Source organism: Curtobacterium sp. AC272 (assembly GCF_979258155.1).
On the sequence record NZ_OZ409838.1, the window covers coordinates 3,534,832 to 3,556,700 of the forward strand.

Sequence of the window (21,869 nt, forward strand, 5' to 3'; positions counted from 1 at the left end):
GCTCTCGATCTCGCTCCGTCGCCGTCCGTTTCCGGGCGCTGCCCGTTTCCGGGCGCGACGAAGAGCCCTGTGACAGGGCTGGGTGATGGTGCCTCGAGTGGTGCGGGTGGAACGTTCAGGGGCGCTCGACGGGGTCCGGCGTCGGGGCATCGTCACTGATGCGCTCGAGCCGGTCCGCGAGCGCGGTGCGGACGACGTCGATGAGGACGTGCCGCGCACCGTGCAGGACGGGGGTGTCGGGGACGCCGGGCGCGACCACGGCGGTGGACCAGCGCGAGCGGGTCCGGAGCCAGGCGGTCACGGCGGCGGCCAGGGCGGGGCCACCGGCGATCCCGGTCGGGCCGTGCAGGACGACCGTCTCGGGATCGGCCACGGCGAGGGCGGGGAGCACGTTGTGCCCGACGCGCTCGCCGAGGGCGACGGTGAAGGGGTGCTGCTCGGGCAGGCCGGGCAGTTGCGGGAGCACCTGGCGCCAGTCGGCTGCGGTGCCGTCCGGTGCCGTGATCCCGTGCTCGGCGGCCAGGGCGATGATCGCGGACTCGGAGATGAGGTCCGCGACGATCGTGGCCGTCGGGTCGATGGAGCGTGCGTCTGCGGGCACGCTGAGGTAGCCGATCTCACCCGCGGCACCGGAGGCACCGGTGTGCAGGTGACCGTGCAGGTCGAGGGCCATGCCGAGGCCCTCGGCCATCCAGAAGAGCGCGAACGACCCGGGAGCCCGACCGGCGCCCATGTTGCGTTCGGCGATGGCGGCGAGGTTGGCGTCGTTCTCGACGACGACGTGGACGCCGAGCTCGGCGGAGAGGGTCGTGCTGACCTGCTCACGAGGCCAGCCGGGCAGTCCATCGGTGAAGATGAGGGTGTCGGTGGCGTGGTCGACACTCGCCTGCACACCCACGGCGACGGCGGTGACGAGCTCGGGGTCCACGCCGGCCGCGGCGGCTGCGCGGGAGATCGCGGCGGCGACGATGTCGGCGCCGGGGGAGCGCACCTCGGCCTCGGACATCCGGTGCGTGGCGACCGGGAACGTGCGACCGGCGGCGTCCACCACGGTCGACCGGACGTCGACGAGCTGGACGTCCACCGCGACACCGAGATCGCGGTCGGTGATCGCTTCGTACACGACGGCGCTCGGCCCGCGGCGTCCGGCCTGCGTGTCCGTGCCGGCCTGGCGGATGAGCGCAGCCGACTCGAGCCGGCGGATGATCTCGGCAGCGGTGGGCTTGCTGAGCCCGGTCCGCTGCGCGATCTCGTTGCGGGTGAGCGGGCCGTCGTCGAGCAGCAGCTCGAGGGCCGCACGGTCGTTCAGGACGCGCAGCAGACCGGGCTGGCCGGGGGTGCGTCCTCGTGTGGTCATGTCGAGGACTGTAACGGACAACCTTCTTTACTGAAAGGTTTGTTTACCGATCCGAAACACGCGTTCTGCTGCGCGAAACGTGCCGCCCCGACGGAGGCGCGCCGGACGCCGGCCGTGCGCCGGTGAGCGACCGGCGCCTACGGACGCAGCAGCACCTTGATCGCCCGGCGCTCGTCCATCGCCCGGTACGCCTCGGCGGCCTCGTCGAGCGGCAGCTCGAGGTCGAACACGCGCCCCGGGTCGATCGCTCCGGACAGCACGTCGGGCAGCAGCTCCGGGATGTACTTCCGTGCCGGCGCCATGCCGCCCGCGACGGCGATGTTCGTGTCGAAGAGGTAGCGCGTACCGATCGTCGGCACGCCGTGCGGGACCCCGACGAAGCCGAGGTTGCCGCCCGCGCGCACCGAGTGCAGCGCCTGGTCCATGCTCTCCTCGGTGCCCACGGCCTCCACCGCGCAGTCGGCCAGGTCGCCGCCGAGCAGCTCGCGGATCGCCGCGACGCCCTCCTCGCCACGGGAAGACACGATGTCCGTCGCGCCGAACTCACGTGCCAGCGCCTGGCGATCGGCGTGCCGGCTCATGGCGATGATGCGCTCGGCGCCGAGCCGCTTCGAGGCCAGGACGGCGGACAGGCCGACCGCGCCGTCGCCGACCACCACGACCGTCTTGCCCGGACCGACCGCCGCCGACACCGCAGCGTGGTGCCCGGTGGAGAAGACGTCGGACAGGGTCAGCAGCGACGGCACGAGCGCCGGGTCGACGGGGCCGGGCACCGCGACGAGCGTCGCGGACGCGTCCGGGATGCGGACGTACTCCGCCTGGGCGCCGCCGACCGGGTCGCCGTACGCGTCCTTCCCGCCGAAGCCGGACAGGTGGTCGCAGCCGCTGGTCATCCCGTGGCGGCAGGCCTGGCAGGTGCCGTCGTTCATGGTGAAGGGGAGATGACGAAGTCGCCCTCGTGCAGGTCGGTGACCGCGTCGCCGACGGCGACGACCTCGCCGACGAGTTCGTGCCCGATCGGCCGGGGCTCCTTCGTCTTCGTGACGCCGCGGTACGGCCACAGGTCCGAGCCGCACACGCAGGCGGCGACGACCTTGACGACGACGTCCGTCGGGGTGAGGACCGAGGGGCGGTCGCGCTCCTCGACGCGGATGTCGTTCGGGGCGTGGATGATCGCTGCGCGCACGGGAGGCCTTCCGTCGAGATGGTGGGTGTCGGCGCGGTCGACGTCGTCCGGGCCGACGTCGACAGTACCCTCGTGCGGGTGGACGACGACCGGTACGGCGGGGACGTGCTCTCGGGAGACTGGCGCTCCCGCGGGGTGAAGAAGGTGCGGCAGGTGCCGCTCGAACGCGACATGGTGCTCGAGGACCCGGACTCCGGGTGGGCCGGAGCCGTCGTCCGACTCGAGGCGGGCAACATCGCGCTCGAGGACTGGAAGGGCCGCACCCGTTCCTTCCCCTTCACCGGGCAGTTCCTGCTCGAGGGCGAGCTCGTGACGCTGGGGCGCCCGCAGGCGCCGGTCGGCCGGTCTGCCGCAGCCGCTGCCGGCTCGCCGGGTTCGCTGGGTTCCGTTCACTCGGACTGGAGGCCCGGGGCCGCGCCCGCCGTGCGGCAGACGTCCGACGGTGGTCGCCTCCGCACCGCGTCCGGATCGTTCGCGGTGGAGTCGCAGCGTGCTCGGGTGGCCCTGCCCTCGCGCATCATGGTCGAGGGCAAGCACGACGCCGAGCTCGTCGAGAAGGTCTGGGGAACCGACCTTCGCGTCGAGGGCGTCGTCGTCGAGGAGCTCTCCGGCGTCGACAACCTCGCGTCGGTGCTCGATGAGTTCCAGCCCTCGCGAGACCGTCGCGTCGGCGTGCTCGTCGACCACCTGGTGCCCGGGTCGAAGGAATCCCGGTTCGCCGACGCCGTGATGCGTGGCAAGTGGGGAGCGCACGTGCTCGTCGTCGGGCACCCGTTCGTCGATGTCTGGCAGTCCGTGAAGCCCGCACGCGTCGGACTGCAGGCCTGGCCGACGATCCCGCGGTCGATCGAGTGGAAGAAGGGGATCTGCCAGGCGCTCGGGTGGCCGAACGCCGAGCAGGCCGACATCGCGCGGGCCTGGCAGCGGATCCTCGGGCAGGTGCGCACCTTCGCCGACCTCGAGCCGCAGCTGCTCGGCCGCGTCGAGGAGCTCATCGACTTCGTGACGGAACCCAAGGCCTGAGAACCCGGCCGTTCTGGGTCGGCGAGCGGAATGAGCGGGTGATCCGCGCCTCCGCTCCGTATCGTTGGGGCATGGACGGCATCGACGGACGCGTGCGCAGCGCTGTCGACGTCTGGCTGCGCTGGCTGCCGCGCTGGCAGATCGGGACCGCGCGGCCGCGCACCCGCATCTGCCGGAAGTGCACCGGGTCCCCGATCGCGAGTGCCGCCGGCTTCGGGCAGGACGTCCCGCACGCCGTCCAGCACGCGCTGATCGGCCGGATCTCGACCATCGTCGAGGACGCCGTCGACGACTACACCGCCAAGAACCTGCCGCTGCTGCAGCGCGAGCTCGAGCGGGCCGCGGCGCGGGAAGCGGCACGCCGGGTACCAGCCGGCGGAGGGGTTGTCGCCCGAGTTCCAGGGCCTCGACGTCGATCCGGAGCCCTCGCCGGGTTCGCCGTTCCTCTTCACGCTCGGGGAGCTGGCGGGGACGGGCGCGGGCGAGCAGGCACCGCGGGAGCCGCTGTCCGACGAGGCCAAGGCGGCGCTCCGGCACGAGATCGAGCTGTCCGACGAGTGCGCCTCGCTCGACCGGGACGGCGGTGTGCCTGGCGCTCATCGACCACCGGCCCCGCATCGCCGAGGCGGTCGAGCGCCTGGTCGAACCGCAGATCGAGGCACTCGTGTCCGACATGTTCCGCGGGTTCGACGGTCCGGACGAGGGGCCGCGCAGCCGGCTGTTCTAGCCGTGCGCGCGCGGCGCGCGCGGCGCGGCGCGTGGCGCGGGCTTCGCTCGGTGCGAGGTTGACCACGCCGTGCGCGCTTGTTGCGCTGCACCGAGTGGTCAACCTCGCACCGAGAAGGTCCCGCTCAGCGGGGAGCAGGGTGCGGCCGGGCACGACCGTGCCCCGGAGCGAGCGGTGCTCGACAGCACGCGTCGGGTCGTCGATCCGGCCGATGACGAGGTCGATCGCCTCGCGGCCGATGCGTTCGATCGGCTGCTCGAGCGTCGTGAACCCGATCCAGTCGCTCGCGAGGGGGTACACGCCGTCGAACCCGGTGACCGACAGATCGTGCGGGACCCGGACACCGCGGCGGGCGAGCGCCTCGCACACGTCGAGCATGAGCCGGTCCGTCGGGCACATCACCGCGGTCACGTCCGACTCGTGCATCGCGTCGACCAGGTCAGCGGCGAGGTCGTCGGGCGGCCGCACGAAGCTGGCGTCGATGTCGATGACCCGGACACCACGCGCGCGGAGCCGTTCGACCATCGCCGTCGAGCGGGCGTGCTGCGTGATCGCGTTGTCGAGTGGGACGGTGAGTACGGCGACCGTGCCGTGGCCGGCGTCGGCGACGGCGTCGGCGATGGTCGCGCCACCGTCCACCTCGTCGCAGTACACGCTGGACAGTGCCGGGTGGAGTTCGGGCCGACCGGCGACCACGGTGGCGATCCGCGGTGCGAACTCGGCGATGTCGGTCGACGGCATCAGGCCGCTGCAGACCACGAGGCCGTCCACCCGCATCGACACGAGTGCGGCGAGTGCGGACTTCTCGTCCTCGACACGGCCGACACCCGTGGTGGTGACGACGCGGTAGCCCAGCTCGGACGCGCGGCGCTCCATCACGGCGTGCAGTGCGGTGTAGACCATCGACGACGCGTCGCGGACGAGCATGCCGATGGTGTGCGTCCGACCGCTGACGAGCCCTCGTGCCATGGCGTTGGCGACGTACCCGAGCTCGGCTGCGGCGCGCTCGACCCGCTCACGGGTCTCGTCGGAGAACCGTCCGGTGCCGGAGAGGACGCGGCTCACCGCGGACTTCGAGACGCCTGCTCGTGCGGCGACGTCGAGGATGGTCGGCTGGGACCCGCGGCCACCGTTCACGCGTCGGACGCTGCGGCGTCTCGTCCGGACCGCGACGCGGTGAAGCGCAGCACCCCGCGGGCGATCGCGCGCCATCCGAGCAGGAACACCCCGAGCACGATCGTCGCGACGATGACGAAGGAGATCGGCAGCGGGTTGCCGTCGACGTCGCCCTGACCCGTGGCGACGCGGATCGCCATGCCGACGAACACCGTGAGGATCCAGACGACGGCGCCGGTCGGCCAGAAGCGCAGTGGGCGCGCCCAGGCTCCGCTCGTCACGTACCCGATCGCCCAGCCCGCCAGGAACGGGTAGGCGGTGGTCCAGATCCCCAGTGCGGTGTTGCCCTCGCCGTGGGAGGAGCGGCCGATGAGCGCGAAGACGACGATGAGGACGACGTCGATGACGGCTGCGAGCCAACCCCAGGTGCGTGTGTTCACCCGGACAGTCTCGCAGCCTCCGGTGGTGGGACTCATTCCTCCACACGGCATGCGGGCGGTGATCCGTCCACAGGGCTCGTGTCCGGCGCTGCGTTCTTCCACCGGGTTCCCGACCATCGGGGCATGTCGATGAACCTCAAGCTCGCACCAGTCCCCGAAGTCCTCACCTACCGAACATCAGCGCAGCGGCCGGACGAGTCCGACGTCATCAGACGACGGGCGGCGGCAGGAGAGCTCATCCGGGTCGCACGCGGTCTGTACGCGGAGGCCGCTGGATGGGCAGCACTTCGAACCACCGAGCAGCACCACGTCCGCGTGCGCTCGTTCGCCGACCGCATCCGGCCAGGAGACCTGGTGTCCCACGTGTCCGCGGCGGTGGTCTTCGGCGTGCCGCTCCTGACCCCGCCACCGACGCGGATCCACGTGACCTCGAGCGGCGGCGACCGGCGGACCACCAACGCGACCTTCATCGTGCACGCGGACCTCGACCCCGAGCGGAACCGACGAGCAGTGACGACACCGGATGGGCTGGTGCTGTGCGGGCTGGAGCGGCTGGCGACGGATCTGGCGCTCACGCTGCCCTTCACCGATGCGATCGTCGCCCTTGACTCGCTCCTCCGCCGTGCGGTGGAACGAGACCTGGTCCGGTCGGCCGTCGAGCGGCGGGGACAGAAGGGCCGGCGGCGAGCACTGCGGGCCGTCGCCTTCGCCGACGCCGCGTCGGACTCACCCGGGGAGTCCTACGCGCGCGCCCGGTTCGACCAGTTCGGTACGCCGACCCCCGTCCTCCAACACCGGTTCCGGACGGCGGGCGAGCCGGACATCGTCGTGGACTTCTGGTTCCCGGAGTCCGGGGTGGTGGTGGAGTTCGACGGTGCCGTGAAGTACCAGCGCCGTGAGTACCTGCGCGGGCGTACCCCTGAGGAAGCGCTACTCGACGAGAAGATCCGGGAGGACCGTCTCCGCGCGTTCCCCGAGGTCCGGATCGTGCTCCGGCTGACCTGGTCCGACCTGCGGAACGAGTGGACCCTGCGGGCGAAGCTCCGTCAGGCTGGCGTGCGGATGTCGCGCTGAGACCGCTCGACCGCGCACCGTGCGACTTTGTTCCGGCCCTCGAGGCGGCGCACGGTGCGAAGTCGCGCGGTCGGCGGCAGGAAGTCAGCTCGGTGCGAGGTCATCGGTGGGTCCGACCGACTTCGCACCGTGCGACATTCGCCGCTCGGGGGTGTGCTGCCCGCTTGGTGCGAACTTGTAGGCGGGCACGGAGCGGTCAACCTCGCACCAGGTGGAGAAGCCGGCACGGTGCGGGCGCGCCGTTTCCGACCCCGCGCCACCGCTCCCGACTCCGCGCCCGCGCCGCCGCCGCCCGCGCGGCCCCCGGAGTTCACCCGGCGGCGACGCCCGCGGCACCCGGCGTTCACCCGGCAGCGCCACACTCGACCTCGGCGCGGGAACGTTCCCACACGGCCCACCCCGCACGACCCCCACCCCGCACGACCCCCACCCCACGGAACAGGGAGAACCCACGTGAAGACCCGAGTCCTCGCAGGCCTCGCCATCGCGGCGGCCGCGACCGTCGCACTGTCCGGCTGCGTCCAGAGCGCCAACGCCTCGAACGCCGCGGACACGAGCGGCGGCACCACGAACCTCACCGTGTTCATCAGCGGCGACACGAACGTCCAGGACCTCTGGGACAAGTCGCTCATCCCCGCCTTCGAGAAGGCGAACCCGAAGATCCACGTCAGCACGAGCATCGACCTGCACGGCGAGCACGACGCGCAGACCCAGGCGAACCTGGCCACCGCGGTCAAGGCCGGCAAGTCCGTCGCGTACGACCTCGTCGACGCCGGCTTCGTCTCCACCGCAGGCAAGGCCGGCCTGATGGCGAAGGTCAGCGACAGCACGATCCCGAACCTGAAGGACGTCCCCGAGGCCACGAAGCAGCAGGGTGGCGACAGTGCGATCCCGTACCGTGCCTCGAGCGTCCTGCTCGCGTACGACTCGAGCAAGGTGACGGACCCGCCGGAGACCCTCGACGACCTCCTCGCCTGGATCAAGGCCAACCCCGGTCAGTTCGCGTACAACTCCCCGTCGTCCGGCGGCTCCGGCGGCTCGTTCGTCGCCACGGTGCTCGCGAAGTACCTGACCGCCGATGAGCAGGCGACGATGCAGACAACGTACGACAAGTCGCTCGAGTCGAAGTGGGACAAGGGCTTCGCAGCGCTCGAGGACCTCGGCCCCTCGACGTACCAGAAGGGTGTCTACCCGAACGGCAACGACCAGGTCGTGCAGCTGCTCGGCAGCGGCCAGATCGCGATGGCGCCGGTGTGGAGCGACCAGTTCATCACCTCGCAGAAGACCGGCGTGATCCCGAAGACCGTCAAGGCGATCCAGATCACCGACCCGTCGTTCACCGGCAGCGCGAGCTTCCTCGGCATCCCGAAGACCGAGCCGAAGGCCAAGAAGGCGGCAGCCGAGAAGCTCGCCGACTTCGTCCTCAGCTCGAAGGGGCAGCAGCTCGTCGCGAGCGCCGTCTCCGGCTACCCGGTCATCCCGCTCGACAGCCTGCCGGCGTCGGTCGCGGAGCAGTTCGCCGACGCGAACCCCTCGCAGCTGCGCCTCGGGTTCCAGAGCGACTTCGCCGCCGACATGAACGCGGCGTGGGACGCGAAGGTCCCGCAGTGACCCAGACCGTCCAGGACGGCCCGGCGACCGACCGGGAGGCCCGTGGCGACTCCGCCAAGGGCCTCCCGCCCGTCCCGTCGCCCGCCCACGGCACGGCGGACCCCGCAGCTCGGCTGTCCGTCCAGGAGCGGCTCGACCGCCGTCGGCGGTGGCAGGGCCTCGCCCTCGTCGCGGCGCCCGTCCTCGTCGTGGTCCTGTTCGTCGGCGTCCCCGTCGTGAACGCCGCCCTGTTCAGCCTCGGGTTCACCGGCGGCCTGAACCAGGCACTCGCGGACATCGGCGGCGACACCGTTCGTGGGTTCTCGTTCGCGGTGTACGGCACCCTGCTCGGCAACGCCACGTTCCTGCGCGACCTCGTCGCGACGCTCGGGGTCACCGCGCTGTCGACCGGCCTGACCGTGGCGCTCGCCGTGGCGGTGGCGGTGATCCTCCGGCTCCGGGGCGGTTTCCTCGGCAAGAGCCTCAGCGTCCTGGCAGTCGTCCCACTCTTCGTGCCGGTGGTCATCGCGAGCTGGTCGGTCCTGACGTTCACCGACGCGCAGGGCTTCCTCCGCAGCCTCGGTGCCCAGTTCGGCCTCGACGTCCCGGTGTGGGGCTACACCCTCGTCGCCGTGGTGTTCGGCAGCGTCTGGACGAGCCTGCCGTTCGCCGTGCTGATGATCGCCGGCGCGCTGCAGGGCACCCCGGACGCCCTGGTCGAGGCCGCGAAGGACGCCGGCGCGAGCACGTGGCGGGTGGTCTGGCAGGTGCTCCTGCCGATGGCGGCGACCCCGCTCGTCATCGCGACGACGTTCACCGTCATCGGGGTCCTCGGGTCGTTCACGGTGCCGTACTTCACCGGTCCGAACGCCCCGACGATGCTCGGCGTCGACATCTCGAAGTACTTCCAGGCCTACAACCGCCCGCAGCAGTCGACGGCGATGGCGTTCATCGTGTTCGCCTTCGCCGCGGCCGCGAGCGTGTTCTACCTCCGCTCGACGGTCCGGGCGAACGCCGGCGAGCTGCGGAAGCAGCAGCAGAAGCAGGAGCAGCCGTGATCAAGCGACTCACCGGGAACACCCTCGTCTGGGCCACCGCCGTCGTGCTGGCGGTCTTCGTGCTCGGCCCGCTCCTCTGGCTGGCGGCTCGTGCCTTCGCCACGACGTGGACGTACCCGAACCTGTTGCCCGACGGCTGGACGCTGCAGTGGTGGGGCACCGTGTTCGAGGACCGGAGCCTGGCGGTCGCCGTCCAGAACTCGCTCGTCCTCGCCCCGCTGACGGTCCTCATCGCCGCGGTGGTCTGCCTGCCGGCCGCGTGGGCGATCAGCCGCATCGAGTTCCCCGGGCGCCGGCTCGTCCTGGTCGGGCTGTTCGCCACGAACGCGTTCCCGAAGATGGGCCTCTTCGTCACGATGTCGGCCATGTTCACCGCGCTGAACCTCATGAACACGGTCACGGGCATCCTCATCGTGCACGTCCTCGGGTGCGTGGTGTTCATGACCTGGCTGCCCGCCGCTGCGTTCTCGGCCGTCCCGCGGTCCCTCGAGGAAGCAGCACGCGACGCCGGAGCGAGCCGCTGGCGGACCTTCTGGCGGGTGACGTTCCCGATCGCGTGGCCGGGGATCCTCGTCGCGATGGTGATGTCGTTCCTCGCGTCGTTCGACGAGGCGCAGGGCACGTACCTGGTCGGCGCGCCGACGTACATGACGATGCCGACGGCGATGTACTCGCTCGTCCTCAACTCCCCACGCCAGGTCTCCGCGGTGTTCGCGATCGCGCTGAGCATCCCGTCCGTGGTCCTGCTGCTGCTCGCCCGGAAGCACATCATGGGCGGCCGCCTGGCGGACGGCTTCCAGATCCGATGAAGCGACAGACACCGATGACCACCACCAGCACGAAAGGCGACCAGATGACGGACACGACCCTCGTCGCGGAACGCACCACGGGCCTCCCGGCCGACGGCAGCACGACCGACCGGGCCCGCACCGGCGGACTCACCATCCGCGGACTGCGCAAGACGCTCGGCGGACGCGACGTGGTCGCGGGCATCGACCTCGACGTCGCGAAGGGCGAGCTCGTCTCGCTGCTCGGCCCGTCCGGGTGCGGCAAGACGACCACGCTCCGGATGGTGGCGGGGTTCCTGCCCGCCGACGGCGGCGTCGTGACGATGGGGGACCGCGACGTCACGTCGATCGGTCCGGAGCGTCGGCCGAGCGCGATGGTGTTCCAGAACTACGCGCTGTGGCCGCACATGACGGTGACGCAGAACGTGGCGTTCCCGCTGCGGACCCGACGCGTGCCGAAGCAGCGGGTGGCGGAGCGGGTGCGCGAGGCGCTCGAACTCGTCGGGCTGAGCCACCACGCCGGGTCGAAGCCGACGGCGATCTCGGGCGGTGAGCAGCAGCGGGTCGCCCTGGCGCGGGCGATCGTGCAGGAGCCCGACGTCCTGCTCCTCGACGAGCCGCTGTCGAACCTCGACGCGAAGCTCCGGGTGAGCGTCCGCGACGAGATCCGGCGCATCCAGCAGCGCCTCGGCATCACGACCGTCATCGTGACGCACGACCAGGACGAAGCGCTCAGCATCTCGGACCGGATCGCCGTCATGCACGACGGCCGCATCGAGCAGATCGCGACACCGACCGAGCTGTACGCCCGCCCCGCCACCGGGTTCGTCGCGTCGTTCATCGGGTCGACGAGTCCCGTCGCCGGTCGGTTCCTGGCCGGCACGTCGGTCAGCCCCACCGTCGCGGACACGGTCCTGATCCGACCCGAGCAGGTCGTGCTCACCGACGACTCGCCGATCCGTGCGACCGTCGCCCGCGTGCTGATGCGCGGGCACTTCGCCGAGGTGGTGCTGGCCGCCGACGGCGCCGAGCTCCGCGCGTTCGTCACCGGAGCACCCCGGCGGTCGGCACCGAGACCGGGGTCCGCCTCGGCGAGGTGCTCGTGTACCGCGACGGCGCCCTGCTCGAGGGCACCCGATGAGCGCCCCGGTGTCGGCGCCCGCCGACCAAGTGGTCGCCACCAGCCCGACCGGGAGGCCCGGTGTGCGTCCGCCACGGCTCGTCGCCCACCGCGGTGCGCCGCGCGTCCGGCGCGAGAACACCCTGCCCGCCATCGCGGTCGCCGAGGCGCTCGGCGCCGAGGTCATCGAGGTCGACGTCCGTCGCACGGCCGACGACGTCGCCGTGCTGCTGCACGACGAGACCCTCGGCCGGATGTGGGGCGATGCCCGACGGGTGTCCGACGTCGCGTGGTGCGACGTCGCCCGGCTCGGCAACGGCCTCGACCGGATCCCGCGGCTCGACGCCGCCCTCGAACGGCTCGACGGCTGCCACTCGGTGCTGCTGGTCGACCTGACGGACGCGGCCGACGGACTCGTCGCTGCCCGCACCGTCGCGGGGTCCACCGCGTCCACCACCGTGGCGTGGTGCGGAGCGCCAGCGGCCATGGCGGCGGTCCGTTCGGTGCTGCCCGAGGCCGACGTCTGGCTCGCGTGGGAGTCGCTCGACCCGCCCACTCCGGCCGACCTCGAGGCGTTGACCCCGTCGACCCTGAACCTCGACATCGCGTTCCTCACCCCGCGCACCATCGAGGCCGCGCACGCCCTGGGACTGCGGGTCGCCGTCTGGACCGTCGACGAGGCCGAACCGGCGCTCTGGGCGGCACGGCTCGGCGTCGACTCAATCACCACGAACGACGTCGGCGCGATCGGCGCCGCACTGTCGTCGGCAGAGCGGGACGGCTGGCCGGAACGGGACCGCGAACCGACCGAGACCGAGGTGGCCTCGCGCGCCCAGGCCCTGGCGCACCGCATCGCGCACGAGGTCATCGCCTTCACCCGCGAGCACCCCGTCAGCGAGGTGCGGACCAAGGCGAACCCCGCAGACCTCGTCACCGACGTGGACCGACTGGTCGAGCAGCACGTCCGGTCCCGCGTCCGGATGGCGTTCCCGACCCACGGCTTCACCGGCGAGGAGTACGGTGACGCTCCCGGCGACCGGCACCGCTGGTACCTGGACCCCGTCGACGGCACCACGAACCTGGCGAACGGGGTGCCCTGGACGTCGATGTCGCTCTGCCTGACCCGCGGTGGCCGTCCGCTCGTCGGGGTCGTCGCCGACCCGTGGCGGGGCGAGGTCCTCGAGGCGCGGCGTGGACGCGGCGCCACCCTGCGCGACCGTCGGCTCCAGCTGGACGACACCCCGCGGCCGCTCGCCGGGGCGGTCGTCGGCACCGAGCTCGACGGGCACCGGCCGTGGCCCGGGTTCGGTGCGTTCCTCGACGCCCTGGCCGACCGGTCGTGCACGCTGCGGGTGCAGGGCTCCGGCACGTTGACCATCGCGCAGGTGGCGGCCGGGCGGGGGATCGGCGGGTGCGTGTCGGCGTTCAACCCGGTCGACCACGGGGCCGCCGTGCTGCTCGTGCACGAGGCCGGCGGGATCGTGCTGACCCGCTCCGGTCCGGTCGAGGGCTTCCCGCCCATGGGCGAACCGTTCCTGGTGGCGCACCCCGGGGCGGCCGACGAGCTGCACGCGGTGTGGACTGCCGCGCTCGCCGCGGGCGCCACGGCGAGCGCGGCGGCGGGCTGAGTCGGCGCGTGCGCGCAGCAGGTGTGGCCGGCGCACGGTGCGGGGCCTGCGTTCTGGTGCGGAGTCGGCCGCTGGGTGCGGTGCTGTAGGCGCGCACGGTGCTGCCGACCCGGCACGGGTCGTGCAGGTGCGCACGGTGCGCCCGCGGGCGCGGCGGCGCACGGCTGACTCTGAGCGGGCGCTCAGTCAGCGGCCGACCGCGCTCCATAGGGTGGCAGGCCACGGGCGGTCCGACCGGATCACCCGTGCACCCGAAGGAGCATCGACCATGGGATTCCTCGACCGCCTGCTCGGACGTCCGGACCGCGACCGCACCGGTGACGCGCAGCAGTACGACGCGCAGCAGAACCAGTGGGGGCAGCCGCAGCAACCGCAGCAGCAGGGCTACCGGTACGGCCAGCAGTCGTACCACCAGCCCGCGCCGACGGGGGTGCCGGCCGGGCAGCAGCAGGGCGGCCAGTACGGCGTGCCGCAGTGGGGCGGTGCACCCGCGCAGCAGCAGGGCGCGACGACCGACGACGAGCGCGCGGTGGAGCGGTACCGCTACCTGCTCCGCACGGCGCCGCCCGAGCGCATCGAAGAGGTGCACGCCGAGGCGTTCGCGAAGCTGACCGACGAGCAGCGCCGCATGGTCTACGACGAGTTCACCCGCACGGCGCCTCCCGGCGAGGCCCTCGCGGCGACGACCCCGCTCGCTCGCGCAGTCGGCGACGCGGTCCGAGATCCGCCAACCGGGCTTCATGGAGCGCTCGCTCGGTGGCGTCGGCGGCGGTGGCCGCTTCGGCGGGCAGCGCGGCGGACCGTCGTTCGGCAGCATGATCGGTGCCTCGATCCTCGGCACCGTGGCCGGCTACGTCATCGGTTCGGCGATCATGAGCGCCTTCCTGCCGGACCCCGGATCGTTCGATGGCGGTACTGACGCTGCGGGTGACGGTGGTTCGGAGGACACTGGAGCCGACTCCGGTGACGGCGGTGCGTCCGACGGTGGCGCGTCCGACGGCGGCGGGTTCGAGAGTGCGGGCTGGGGCGACAGCGGATCCGACTTCGGCGGTGGCTCCAGTGACTTCGGTGGTGACTTCGGCATCTGAGTGACCGGTCACGAGTTCCCACCGACCCACTGATATTCTCCGTGGTCGACAAGGGAGCGACATGGCCATCATCGAAGCCTCCGGGCTGACCAAGACCTACCGGTCGAAGTCCGGGCCGGTGCACGCACTGGCCGGACTCGACCTGTCCGTGCCGCAGGGCACCGTGAAGGCGTTGCTCGGGCCGAACGGGGCGGGCAAGACCACGACCGTGAAGGTGCTGACCACCCTCATCACCCCGGACTCCGGGACGGCCACGATCGACGGCATCGACGTGATCGCCGACCCGCAGGCCACCCGGCGGTCCATCGGGGTGTCCGGGCAGTACGCCGCGGTCGACGAGAACCTGACCGGCTTCGAGAACCTCGAGATGATCGGGCGGCTCTACCACCTGGGCCGGAAGACGTCGCGGGAGCGTGCCCGGGAGCTCATCGACGTGTTCGACCTGGCCGAGGCCGGAGACCGCCCGGTGAAGGGCTTCTCCGGTGGCATGCGGCGACGGATCGACCTCGCCGGAGCCCTCGTGATGAACCCGCGCGTGCTGTTCCTCGACGAGCCGACCACGGGCCTCGACCCCCGCAGCCGGCTGGCGCTCTGGGGCATCATCGAAGACCTGGTGGCCCAGGGTGCCACGGTCCTGCTCACCACGCAGTACCTCGAAGAAGCCGACCGGCTCGCCGACGACATCGCGGTCATCGACGACGGCCGGGTCATCGCCGAGGGCACCGCCGACCACCTCAAGGCGCAGGTCGGCGGCCACCGGGTCGTCGTGACCCTGGTGGACGAGACCGACGGTGACGCCGTGACGACCGTCCTGCGGCGCTACGGCGTCGGCGACGTCGAGGCCTCTGGTGACGGCCGCACCCACGCCATCGCGGTCGAGGCCGGCCCCACCGCGCTGCAACGGGTGCTCGCCGACCTCGGCGACGCCGGCATCGAGCTGCACGACGCGGGCATGCGCCGACCGACCCTCGACGACGTGTTCCTGCGGCTCACCGGCCACGCCGCGACCGAGGACGAGGCCGACGAAGCCGCCGCCACCAAGCAGAAGGAGACGGCCCGATGACCGCCACCACCATCGCGCCGGGTCGGCAACTGCCCGTCGTCGTCACCTCGCCGGTCGCCATCTGGTTCGAGGACGGCTGGACCGTCACCAAGCGGAACCTCATCAAGATCAAGCGGTCGCCGGACATGCTCGTGTTCGCGGTGCTGCAGCCCATCATGTTCGTCCTGCTCTTCAGCCAGGTCTACGGCGGCGCGATCGCGGTCGAGGGCACCGACTACACGCAGTTCCTGATGGCGGGGATCTTCGCGCAGACCGTCGTCTTCGGGGCCACGTTCTCGGGCTCGGCGATGGCGCAGGACCTGAAGGAAGGCCTGATCGACCGGTTCCGCACGCTGCCGATGTCGGCGTCCGCGGTGCTCGTCGGCCGGACCAACTCCGACCTCGTGCTCAACTCGATCTCGATGGCGATCATGATGCTCACCGGGCTGGCCGTCGGGTGGCGGGTGAACTCGTCGCCGCTCGAGTTCCTGGCCGGCATCGCCCTGCTGCTGCTGTTCAGCTACGCGTTCAGCTGGGTGATGGCGCTGCTCGGGATGAGCGTCAAGACGCCGGAGGTCATCAACAACGCCTCGTTCATGATCCTGTTCCCGCTGACGTTCATCTCGAATGCCTTCGTGCCGAGCGACACGCTGCCCCTGGTGCTGCGGGTGTTCGCGGAGTGGAACCCGGTGTCGTCGCTCGTGCAGGCGGCCCGCGAGCTGTTCGGCAACGTCGGGTCGGCGCCGGTGCCGGACATCTGGACGATGCAGCACCCGATCGTGACGGTGCTGATCGGGATCGCCGTGATGCTCGTCGTGTTCGTGCCGTGGGCCGTGAACAAGTACACCCGCATCAGCGCGAAGTGACCGCGTGGGCGCTCAGAGCAGCTTGCGCTGCAGCGCCCACGCCGTCAGCTCGTGCCGGTTCGACAGCTGCAGCTTCCGCAGCACGCTCGACACGTGGGTCTCGACGGTCTTCACCGAGATGAAGAGCTCCGTCGCGACCTCCTTGTAGGCGTACCCGCGCGCGATGAGGCGCATCACCTCCTGCTCGCGCGCCGACAACCGGTCGAGTTCCGCGTCGTGCTGCGCGGTCTCGCCGCTCACCGCGCCGAAGGCGTCGAGCACGAAGCCGGCCAGGCGGGGCGAGAACACCGCGTCGCCCTCCGCCACCCGTCGGACGGCCTCGGCCACCTCGGCGCTCGAAGAGCTCTTCGTGATGTACCCGCGGGCCCCGGCCCGGATCACCCGCACGACGTCGTCGGCCGCGTCGGACACGCTCAGCGCGAGGAACAGCGTGCCCGGGTGCTCGGCAGCGGACCGTGTGATCACCTCGGCGCCGCCACCGCCGGCTCCGCCGGGCAGGTGGACGTCGAGCAGGACGACGCGGGGTGCGGTGGTCGCCACGAGCGTCACGGCTTCGTCGACGGTGGCAGCCTCACCCACGACCTGGAGGCCCGGTGGCAGTCCGGCGCGCACGCCGGCTCGGAAGATGGAGTGGTCGTCGACGACGGCGACGGTGAGCAGGTCGGGCTCGGTCATGCGTCCTCCTCGTGGTGGGGGTCGGTGGGCGCGAGCGGGAGCCGGAGCCGGACCTCGGTCCCGGTGCGACCGGGCCCCGGGGCGATGGTTGCCCGACCGCCGAGTCGGTGCAGCCGCCCGGTGATCGACTCGCGCACGCCGTACCGTCCCTCGGGCACGGCGTCGGGGTCGAAGCCCGGCCCACGGTCGCGGATGCTGACCTCGACGACGTCCTGCGCGGTCTCGGCGTACACGCTGATCGTGCCGCCGGCGTGCCGGGCCGCGTTGAGCATCGCCTCGCGGGCAGCGGCGACGACACCGTCCGGCAGGTCGGTGCGCGACGGGCCGACCGCGATGACGTCGATGCGGACCGGGTACTCGGCCTCGATGTCGGCGGCCGCGTCGCGCAGTTCGGCGCCGAGGTCACGGGCCGGCTCGGTCTGCTCGGCGAACAACCACGACCGCAGTTCGCGTTCCTGCGCCCGGGCGAGCCGTGCGGCGTCGGATCGGGCTCGGCCTTCTGCTGGATGAGCGCGAGGGTCTGCAGCACCGAGTCGTGCAGGTGCGCGGCGAGTTCGGCGCGCTCGAGGTCGCGGACCCGTGCCGCGCGCTCGTCGGCGAGGTCCCGGACGAGCCGCACGACCCAGGGGGCGACGACGACGGCGACGCCGAGCAGCACGGCGACCGCTGCGCTGAGCACCGTCCACACGTTCGGCCGGTCGCTCGTGGTGAAGAACAACAGGATGCCGAGCACGACGAGCACCAGTGCACCGAGGGCCCGGACGACCAGGGTCGACGACGCCGCGGCCCGGACGGTGCGGAGGGCGTCGAACTGCCGCCAGGCCAGTGCAGCACCGGTGACGACCACGACGCCGGGCACGACGACCTCGAGCGGGACCTGGGCGCCGAGCCGCGCGGCGACGATGGCGCCCCCGGCGGCGAGCAGCGCGAGTCCGAGCAGGATCTCGACGACGGGCGCTCGACGGCTCACGGTCACGGTCGCGTCCGCGTCGCCGTCCGGACGGGGCGCCGTGAGCACGGCCTTGAGCGGTGACGTCGCGGCTGCCGTCGCGCTCGGGGTGGTGGCCCACAACCACGCGTAGAGCAGGACACCGGCCCCGCCGCACACGGCGAGGACCGCCGTCGCCGCGCGGACTGCCCCAGGGGCAGACCGGCGTGCGTCGCGAACCCGCTGCAGACGCCGCCGAGGACCCTGGGGGTCGGGCGGGTCATCCGAGCGGTGGCCATGGGCCAATCCTGGCACTCGGGTGCCCGAACCAGCAGGGGTCGGGGCAGGGATCAGGGACCGGTCAGGGGGAACCCCGATGGTGTCGGCCACCGCGGGCCGCGATGCTGGTGGCCATGACCGATCACCAGCACGACACGGCTCCCGGCCCGGCTGCCGGGACCGCCGACTCGACGGCCCGGTTCTTCGACTGGATCCGCGGACTCGACGTCCCCCGCACCGACGACCGCTGGCTCGCCGGCGTCTGCGGTGCCGTGGCCCGACGCACCGGACTCGACCCGCTCGTCGTCCGCGGCGTCGCGATCGTCGTCGCCCTGCTCGGCGGTCCGGTCTTCCTGGCGTACGCCGTCGGGTGGGCGCTGCTGCCGGACACCACGGGTCGGATCCACGTCGAGCGGATGATCCGCGGCGTGCTCGACCCGGCGCTCATCGGGATCGGCGTCTTCGTGGTGCTGACCTTCGTGCCCGCGGTCCAGGGGATCTGGTGGCAGGGCGTGCCCTCGGCGTGGGGGATGCCCGGCTGGCTCGAGGCGACCCTGCGCACGGCGTGGAGCATCGCGCTCGTCGGCGGGATCGTCTGGCTGGCCGTGGTGGTCGCCCGTCGTCGTACCGACGGGCCGGCGCCCGACGCGGACGGTGCCACGGGCACGGGCACGGGCGCGAGCGCACGGCGCGACTTCTGGACGAGCCCCGACGACCCGCGCCCGGCCGGTGGAGCCACGTGGACGGCGGACGCAGGGGAGACGTCGGACGCGGGCCGGGCCTCCTGGCAGTGGAACGCCCCCGGCACCCCGCAGGACCGACAGCGGCGGCACGACGAGCGCATGCGCTCCGAACGGGAGCGAGCGGCCGCGTGGCGCGCGACCCGCGCCGAGCGACGGTCGAGCGCGGCGTACGTCGCTGTGTCGCTCGGGCTGGCGCTCGTCGCCGGTGCCGGCGTCGCGGTCTGGGCGCAGGCGCAGGCCTGGCCGGTGGCCGTGCTCGGCATCGCCGCGGCGGTCGCCGTGCTGGCGATCGCGACCATCGTCGCCGGGATCCGGGGACGCGACGACGGCGCCCTCGGCCTGTTCTCGACGATCGGGGTCGTCGCCCTGGTCGTCACCGGGGTGCTCCCCGCCGGCACGCAGGTCTCGCTGATCGGCGGGACCACCTGGCGGGTCGACAGCGTCGCCGCCGGATCGGAACGGAACTACGCGATGCTCGTCGGCGGACCGACCCTCGACCTGCGCGGCCTCGACGAGACCGACGCCGGCGGGGACGTGAACCTGTGGCTCGGCGCCGGCGGGGCCGAGGTGCTGCTGCCGACCGACGTGCCGGTCCGGGTCGAAGTGAGCGGCGTCGGGTACGGCGTCGACACCGACGGCGACGATGGCGACGACGGCAGCGGTGGGCTGTTCAGCACGACCACCGTCGAGAACCGGGCGGCACGGTCCGCCGGTGCCGACGCGGGCGGGACGACGACCGTGCACGTGTGGATCCTCGGGGGCGCCGCCGACGTGCCCCGTGCGCTGACCGTCAACGAGTGAAGGACGAGACGATGACGAACGACGACGAGACGACGCAGACGTTCCACCCGCGGCGCCGGTACCGGCATCTGCGCGGGCGCGCCGTGGTGCACGCTTCGGCACGATCTTCTGGGGTGTGGTGCTGCTCGTGTTCGCGGTCGCGATGGCCGTGAGTGCGATACCGGTGTTCTCGGTCGACCCGACCACCCTGTTGCTGGCGGCCTGCCTGGCTGCCGGGGCGCTGTTGGTGGTGGCGGGGCTGGTGGCGGTGTTCACCCGGCCCCCGCGGTAGCCGGACGGGGTTGTCCGGCGGGGCCGTCCGGGTGCGCGCGTGCGTCACCCGGACGGCTTAGCATCGTCCACGTGACCGCGACAGACGCCGAGCGGGCCGCCCAGCGCGACGCCACGGAGCCACCCCTCGACCGCAGTACCCGACTGCGTCGCTGGATGCTGCAGGGCGCCCACCAAGGGGCATCCCACCAGGGTCCGCACCAGGTCGAGGTCGAGAAGACCCACCCGTGGTGGCGGGTCATGTGCCTGACCGGCGTCGACTACTTCTCGACCCTCGGGTACCAGCCGGCGATCGCGGCGCTCGCCGCCGGCCTGCTGTCGCCGATCGCCACGATCGTGCTCGTGCTCGTCACCCTGTTCGGTGCGCTACCGGTGTACCGCCGGGTCGCGAGCGACAGCTTCCGCGGTGCCGGGTCGATCATGATGCTCGAGAAGCTCCTGCCGTGGTGGGCCGGCAAGCTCCTGGTGCTCGTGCTGCTCGGGTTCGCCGTCACCGACTTCATGATCACGATGACGCTGTCGGCGGCGGACGCCACGGCGCACATCGCCGAGAACCCGTACACGCCGCACTGGTTCACCGAGATCCCCGTCCCGCTCACCCTCGCGCTGCTGCTGTTGCTCGGCGTGGTGTTCCTCCGCGGCTTCAAGGAGGCGATCGGCATCGCCGTCGGCCTCGTCGCGGTGTTCCTCGCGCTGAACGCCGTCGTCGTGGTGGTCGCGCTCTGGCACGTCTTCGAGCACCCGATGGTCGCCAGCGACTGGTGGTCGGGGCTCACCGCGCAGCACAGCAACCCCCTCGTCATGATCGGCATCGCGCTCGTCGTGTTCCCGAAGCTCGCGCTCGGCCTGTCCGGGTTCGAGACCGGCGTCGCGGTGATGCCGCAGGTGCGCGGCGACGCATCGGACGACACGAGTGCTCGGCCCGAGGGACGGATCCGCGGCACCAAGCGGCTCCTGACCGTCGCGGCCGTGATCATGAGCTCGTTCCTGATCACCTCGTCGATCGCGACGACCTTCCTCATCCCGCAGCACGAGTTCCAGCCGGGCGGCGGTGCGAACGGGCGGGCCTGGCCTTCCTGGCACACCAGTACCTCGGCGGGGTGTTCGGATCGATCTACGACTTCTCGACCGTCGCGATCCTGTGGTTCGCCGGCGCGAGCGCGATGGCCGGCCTGCTCAACCTGGTGCCGCGGTTCCTGCCCCGCTACGGCATGGCCCCGCAGTGGGCGCGGGCGACCCGGCCGCTCGTCATCATCTTCACGCTCATCGCCTTCCTGATCACGATCGTGTTCCGCGCGAACGTCGACGCCCAGGGCGGGGCCTACGCCACCGGTGTGCTCGTCCTGATCACGAGCGCCGCGGTCGCGGTCACCCTGTCGGCCCGTCGCAAGCAGCAGAAGAAGCGCACCATCGCGTTCGGCGTCATCTCGGTCGTGTTCGTCTACACCACCGTCGCGAACGTCATCGAGCGGCCCGACGGCGTCCGGATCGCGGCGATCTTCATCATCGCCATCGTCGTGGTGTCGCTCGTCTCGCGGGTTCGCCGGTCGTTCGAGCTCCGCGCGTCCTCGATCGAGCTGGACGCAACGGCCCGGCAGTTCGTCGAGGCCGACGCCGACCAGTTCAGCGCGGTCTGCATCATCGCGAACGAGCCGGGTGCCGGCACCGCCGAGGCGTACCGGGCGAAGGGGCGCGAGGAACGGCGCGACTCCGGCATCCCCGCGCGCGTCCCGACGATGTTCCTCGAGGTGCTGCCCGCCGACTCGTCCGACTTCGAAGAGGACCTGCTGGTCGAGGGGCACGTCGTGCACGGACACCGTGTGCTCCGGGTCCGGTCCGGCAACGTGCCGAACACCATCGCCTCGACCCTGCTCGCGATCCGCGACACCGCCGGGGTCGTCCCGAGCATCTACTTCGAGTGGAACGAGGGCAGCCCGATCCGGAACGCCCTGCGGTTCGTGTTCACCGGTGCCGGTGACGTCGCTCCCGTCACGCGCGAGGTCCTGCGCGAAGCCGAACCGGACGTCCACCGCCGGCCGTCCATCCACGTCTCGTGACGGGTCCCACCGG

Annotated in this window: 18 protein-coding genes and 3 pseudogenes; 15 read left to right on the forward strand and 6 right to left on the reverse strand. The window is 72.1% G+C overall.

The genetic code is table 11. The features are described 5' to 3' along the window. Positions 1-115: 115 nt before the first annotated feature. Together ACZZ0J_RS18200 and ACZZ0J_RS18205 are read right to left on the reverse strand one after the other, a co-directional pair. Positions 116-1,357, reverse strand: coding sequence for an ROK family transcriptional regulator (locus tag ACZZ0J_RS18200; protein WP_123938924.1), 1,242 nt, complete (start codon positions 1,355-1,357; stop codon positions 116-118). Between the two features lie 137 nt (positions 1,358-1,494). Then, a pseudogene (locus ACZZ0J_RS18205) lies at positions 1,495-2,543 on the reverse strand (zinc-binding dehydrogenase). 78 nt (positions 2,544-2,621) lie between these two features. Between ACZZ0J_RS18205 and ACZZ0J_RS18210 the strand changes: the two are divergent. Beyond that, positions 2,622-3,566, forward strand: coding sequence for a DUF3097 domain-containing protein (locus ACZZ0J_RS18210; RefSeq protein WP_463437924.1), 945 nt, complete (start codon positions 2,622-2,624; stop codon positions 3,564-3,566). A 448-nt stretch (positions 3,567-4,014) separates the two neighbouring features. Here ACZZ0J_RS18210 and ACZZ0J_RS18215 read toward each other — a convergent pair whose 3' ends face one another. Further along, a complete protein-coding gene (locus tag ACZZ0J_RS18215; protein ID WP_463437925.1) occupies positions 4,015-5,430 on the reverse strand; it encodes a LacI family DNA-binding transcriptional regulator in 1,416 nt (471 codons plus the stop codon). Continuing rightward, the gene (locus ACZZ0J_RS18220) at positions 5,427-5,849 is read right to left on the reverse strand and encodes a DUF3054 domain-containing protein (RefSeq protein ID WP_463437926.1); all 423 of its coding nucleotides are present in this window, start codon (positions 5,847-5,849) and stop codon (positions 5,427-5,429) included. Before ACZZ0J_RS18220 ends, ACZZ0J_RS18215 begins: the two co-directional genes overlap by 4 nt. A gap of 123 nt (positions 5,850-5,972) precedes the next feature. On the opposite strand from ACZZ0J_RS18220, the gene ACZZ0J_RS18225 reads away from it, so the two are divergent. The 10 genes and pseudogenes from ACZZ0J_RS18225 to ACZZ0J_RS18270 all read left to right on the forward strand — a co-directional run bounded on the left by ACZZ0J_RS18225 (position 5,973) and on the right by ACZZ0J_RS18270 (position 16,103). After that, entirely contained in the window at positions 5,973-6,923 is a 951-nt protein-coding gene (locus ACZZ0J_RS18225; RefSeq protein ID WP_463437927.1) for a hypothetical protein, read from the forward strand. A gap of 453 nt (positions 6,924-7,376) precedes the next feature. Beyond that, complete coding sequence (locus tag ACZZ0J_RS18230; RefSeq protein WP_463437928.1) at positions 7,377-8,534, forward strand: extracellular solute-binding protein; 1,158 nt, start codon at positions 7,377-7,379, stop codon at positions 8,532-8,534. Further along, positions 8,531-9,571, forward strand: coding sequence for an ABC transporter permease (locus ACZZ0J_RS18235; protein ID WP_463437929.1), 1,041 nt, complete (start codon positions 8,531-8,533; stop codon positions 9,569-9,571). Before ACZZ0J_RS18230 ends, ACZZ0J_RS18235 begins: the two co-directional genes overlap by 4 nt. Next, complete coding sequence (locus ACZZ0J_RS18240) at positions 9,568-10,380, forward strand: ABC transporter permease (protein WP_123340755.1); 813 nt, start codon at positions 9,568-9,570, stop codon at positions 10,378-10,380. The genes ACZZ0J_RS18235 and ACZZ0J_RS18240 overlap by 4 nt, the downstream gene beginning before the upstream one ends. Before the next feature lie 44 nt (positions 10,381-10,424). Continuing rightward, positions 10,425-10,922 (forward strand): annotated as a pseudogene (locus ACZZ0J_RS18245) (ABC transporter ATP-binding protein); the annotation flags it as partial. Positions 10,923-11,496: 574 nt separating this feature from the next. Continuing rightward, positions 11,497-13,107, forward strand: coding sequence for an inositol monophosphatase family protein (locus ACZZ0J_RS18250; RefSeq protein ID WP_463437931.1), 1,611 nt, complete (start codon positions 11,497-11,499; stop codon positions 13,105-13,107). Between the two features lie 268 nt (positions 13,108-13,375). Then, complete coding sequence (locus ACZZ0J_RS18255) at positions 13,376-14,026, forward strand: hypothetical protein (protein WP_463437933.1); 651 nt, start codon at positions 13,376-13,378, stop codon at positions 14,024-14,026. After that, a complete protein-coding gene (locus ACZZ0J_RS18260; RefSeq protein WP_463321982.1) occupies positions 13,980-14,195 on the forward strand; it encodes a hypothetical protein in 216 nt (71 codons plus the stop codon). The genes ACZZ0J_RS18255 and ACZZ0J_RS18260 overlap by 47 nt, the downstream gene beginning before the upstream one ends. Positions 14,196-14,256: 61 nt before the next feature. Further along, complete coding sequence (locus ACZZ0J_RS18265; protein WP_123340758.1) at positions 14,257-15,258, forward strand: ATP-binding cassette domain-containing protein; 1,002 nt, start codon at positions 14,257-14,259, stop codon at positions 15,256-15,258. Beyond that, a complete protein-coding gene (locus ACZZ0J_RS18270; RefSeq protein ID WP_123294045.1) occupies positions 15,255-16,103 on the forward strand; it encodes an ABC transporter permease in 849 nt (282 codons plus the stop codon). Before ACZZ0J_RS18265 ends, ACZZ0J_RS18270 begins: the two co-directional genes overlap by 4 nt. A gap of 12 nt (positions 16,104-16,115) precedes the next feature. Here the strand turns inward: ACZZ0J_RS18270 and ACZZ0J_RS18275 are convergent, their stop codons facing one another. Together ACZZ0J_RS18275 and ACZZ0J_RS18280 are read right to left on the reverse strand one after the other, a co-directional pair. Further along, the gene (locus tag ACZZ0J_RS18275; RefSeq protein WP_194648201.1) at positions 16,116-16,778 is read right to left on the reverse strand and encodes a LuxR C-terminal-related transcriptional regulator; all 663 of its coding nucleotides are present in this window, start codon (positions 16,776-16,778) and stop codon (positions 16,116-16,118) included. Continuing rightward, the gene (locus tag ACZZ0J_RS18280; RefSeq protein ID WP_463437934.1) at positions 16,775-17,212 is read right to left on the reverse strand and encodes a sensor histidine kinase; all 438 of its coding nucleotides are present in this window, start codon (positions 17,210-17,212) and stop codon (positions 16,775-16,777) included. Before ACZZ0J_RS18280 ends, ACZZ0J_RS18275 begins: the two co-directional genes overlap by 4 nt. 101 nt (positions 17,213-17,313) lie before the next feature. On the opposite strand from ACZZ0J_RS18280, the gene ACZZ0J_RS18285 reads away from it, so the two are divergent. The 4 genes and pseudogenes from ACZZ0J_RS18285 (at position 17,314) to ACZZ0J_RS18300 (ending at position 21,856) form a co-directional block, all read left to right on the forward strand. Next, positions 17,314-17,811 (forward strand): hypothetical protein, encoded by a 498-nt coding sequence (locus ACZZ0J_RS18285; RefSeq protein ID WP_463437935.1) that lies wholly within the window; start codon positions 17,314-17,316, stop codon positions 17,809-17,811. A 308-nt stretch (positions 17,812-18,119) separates the two neighbouring features. Then, positions 18,120-19,529 carry a PspC domain-containing protein gene (locus ACZZ0J_RS18290; RefSeq protein WP_463437936.1) on the forward strand — a complete coding sequence of 470 codons (1,410 nt, stop codon included), beginning with the start codon at positions 18,120-18,122 and terminating at the stop codon, positions 19,527-19,529. A gap of 115 nt (positions 19,530-19,644) precedes the next feature. After that, positions 19,645-19,800, forward strand: a complete 156-nt coding sequence (locus ACZZ0J_RS18295) for a hypothetical protein (RefSeq protein ID WP_463437938.1) — start codon at positions 19,645-19,647, stop codon at positions 19,798-19,800. A 155-nt stretch (positions 19,801-19,955) separates the two neighbouring features. Beyond that, positions 19,956-21,856 (forward strand): annotated as a pseudogene (locus ACZZ0J_RS18300) (APC family permease). Positions 21,857-21,869: the final 13 nt, after the last annotated feature.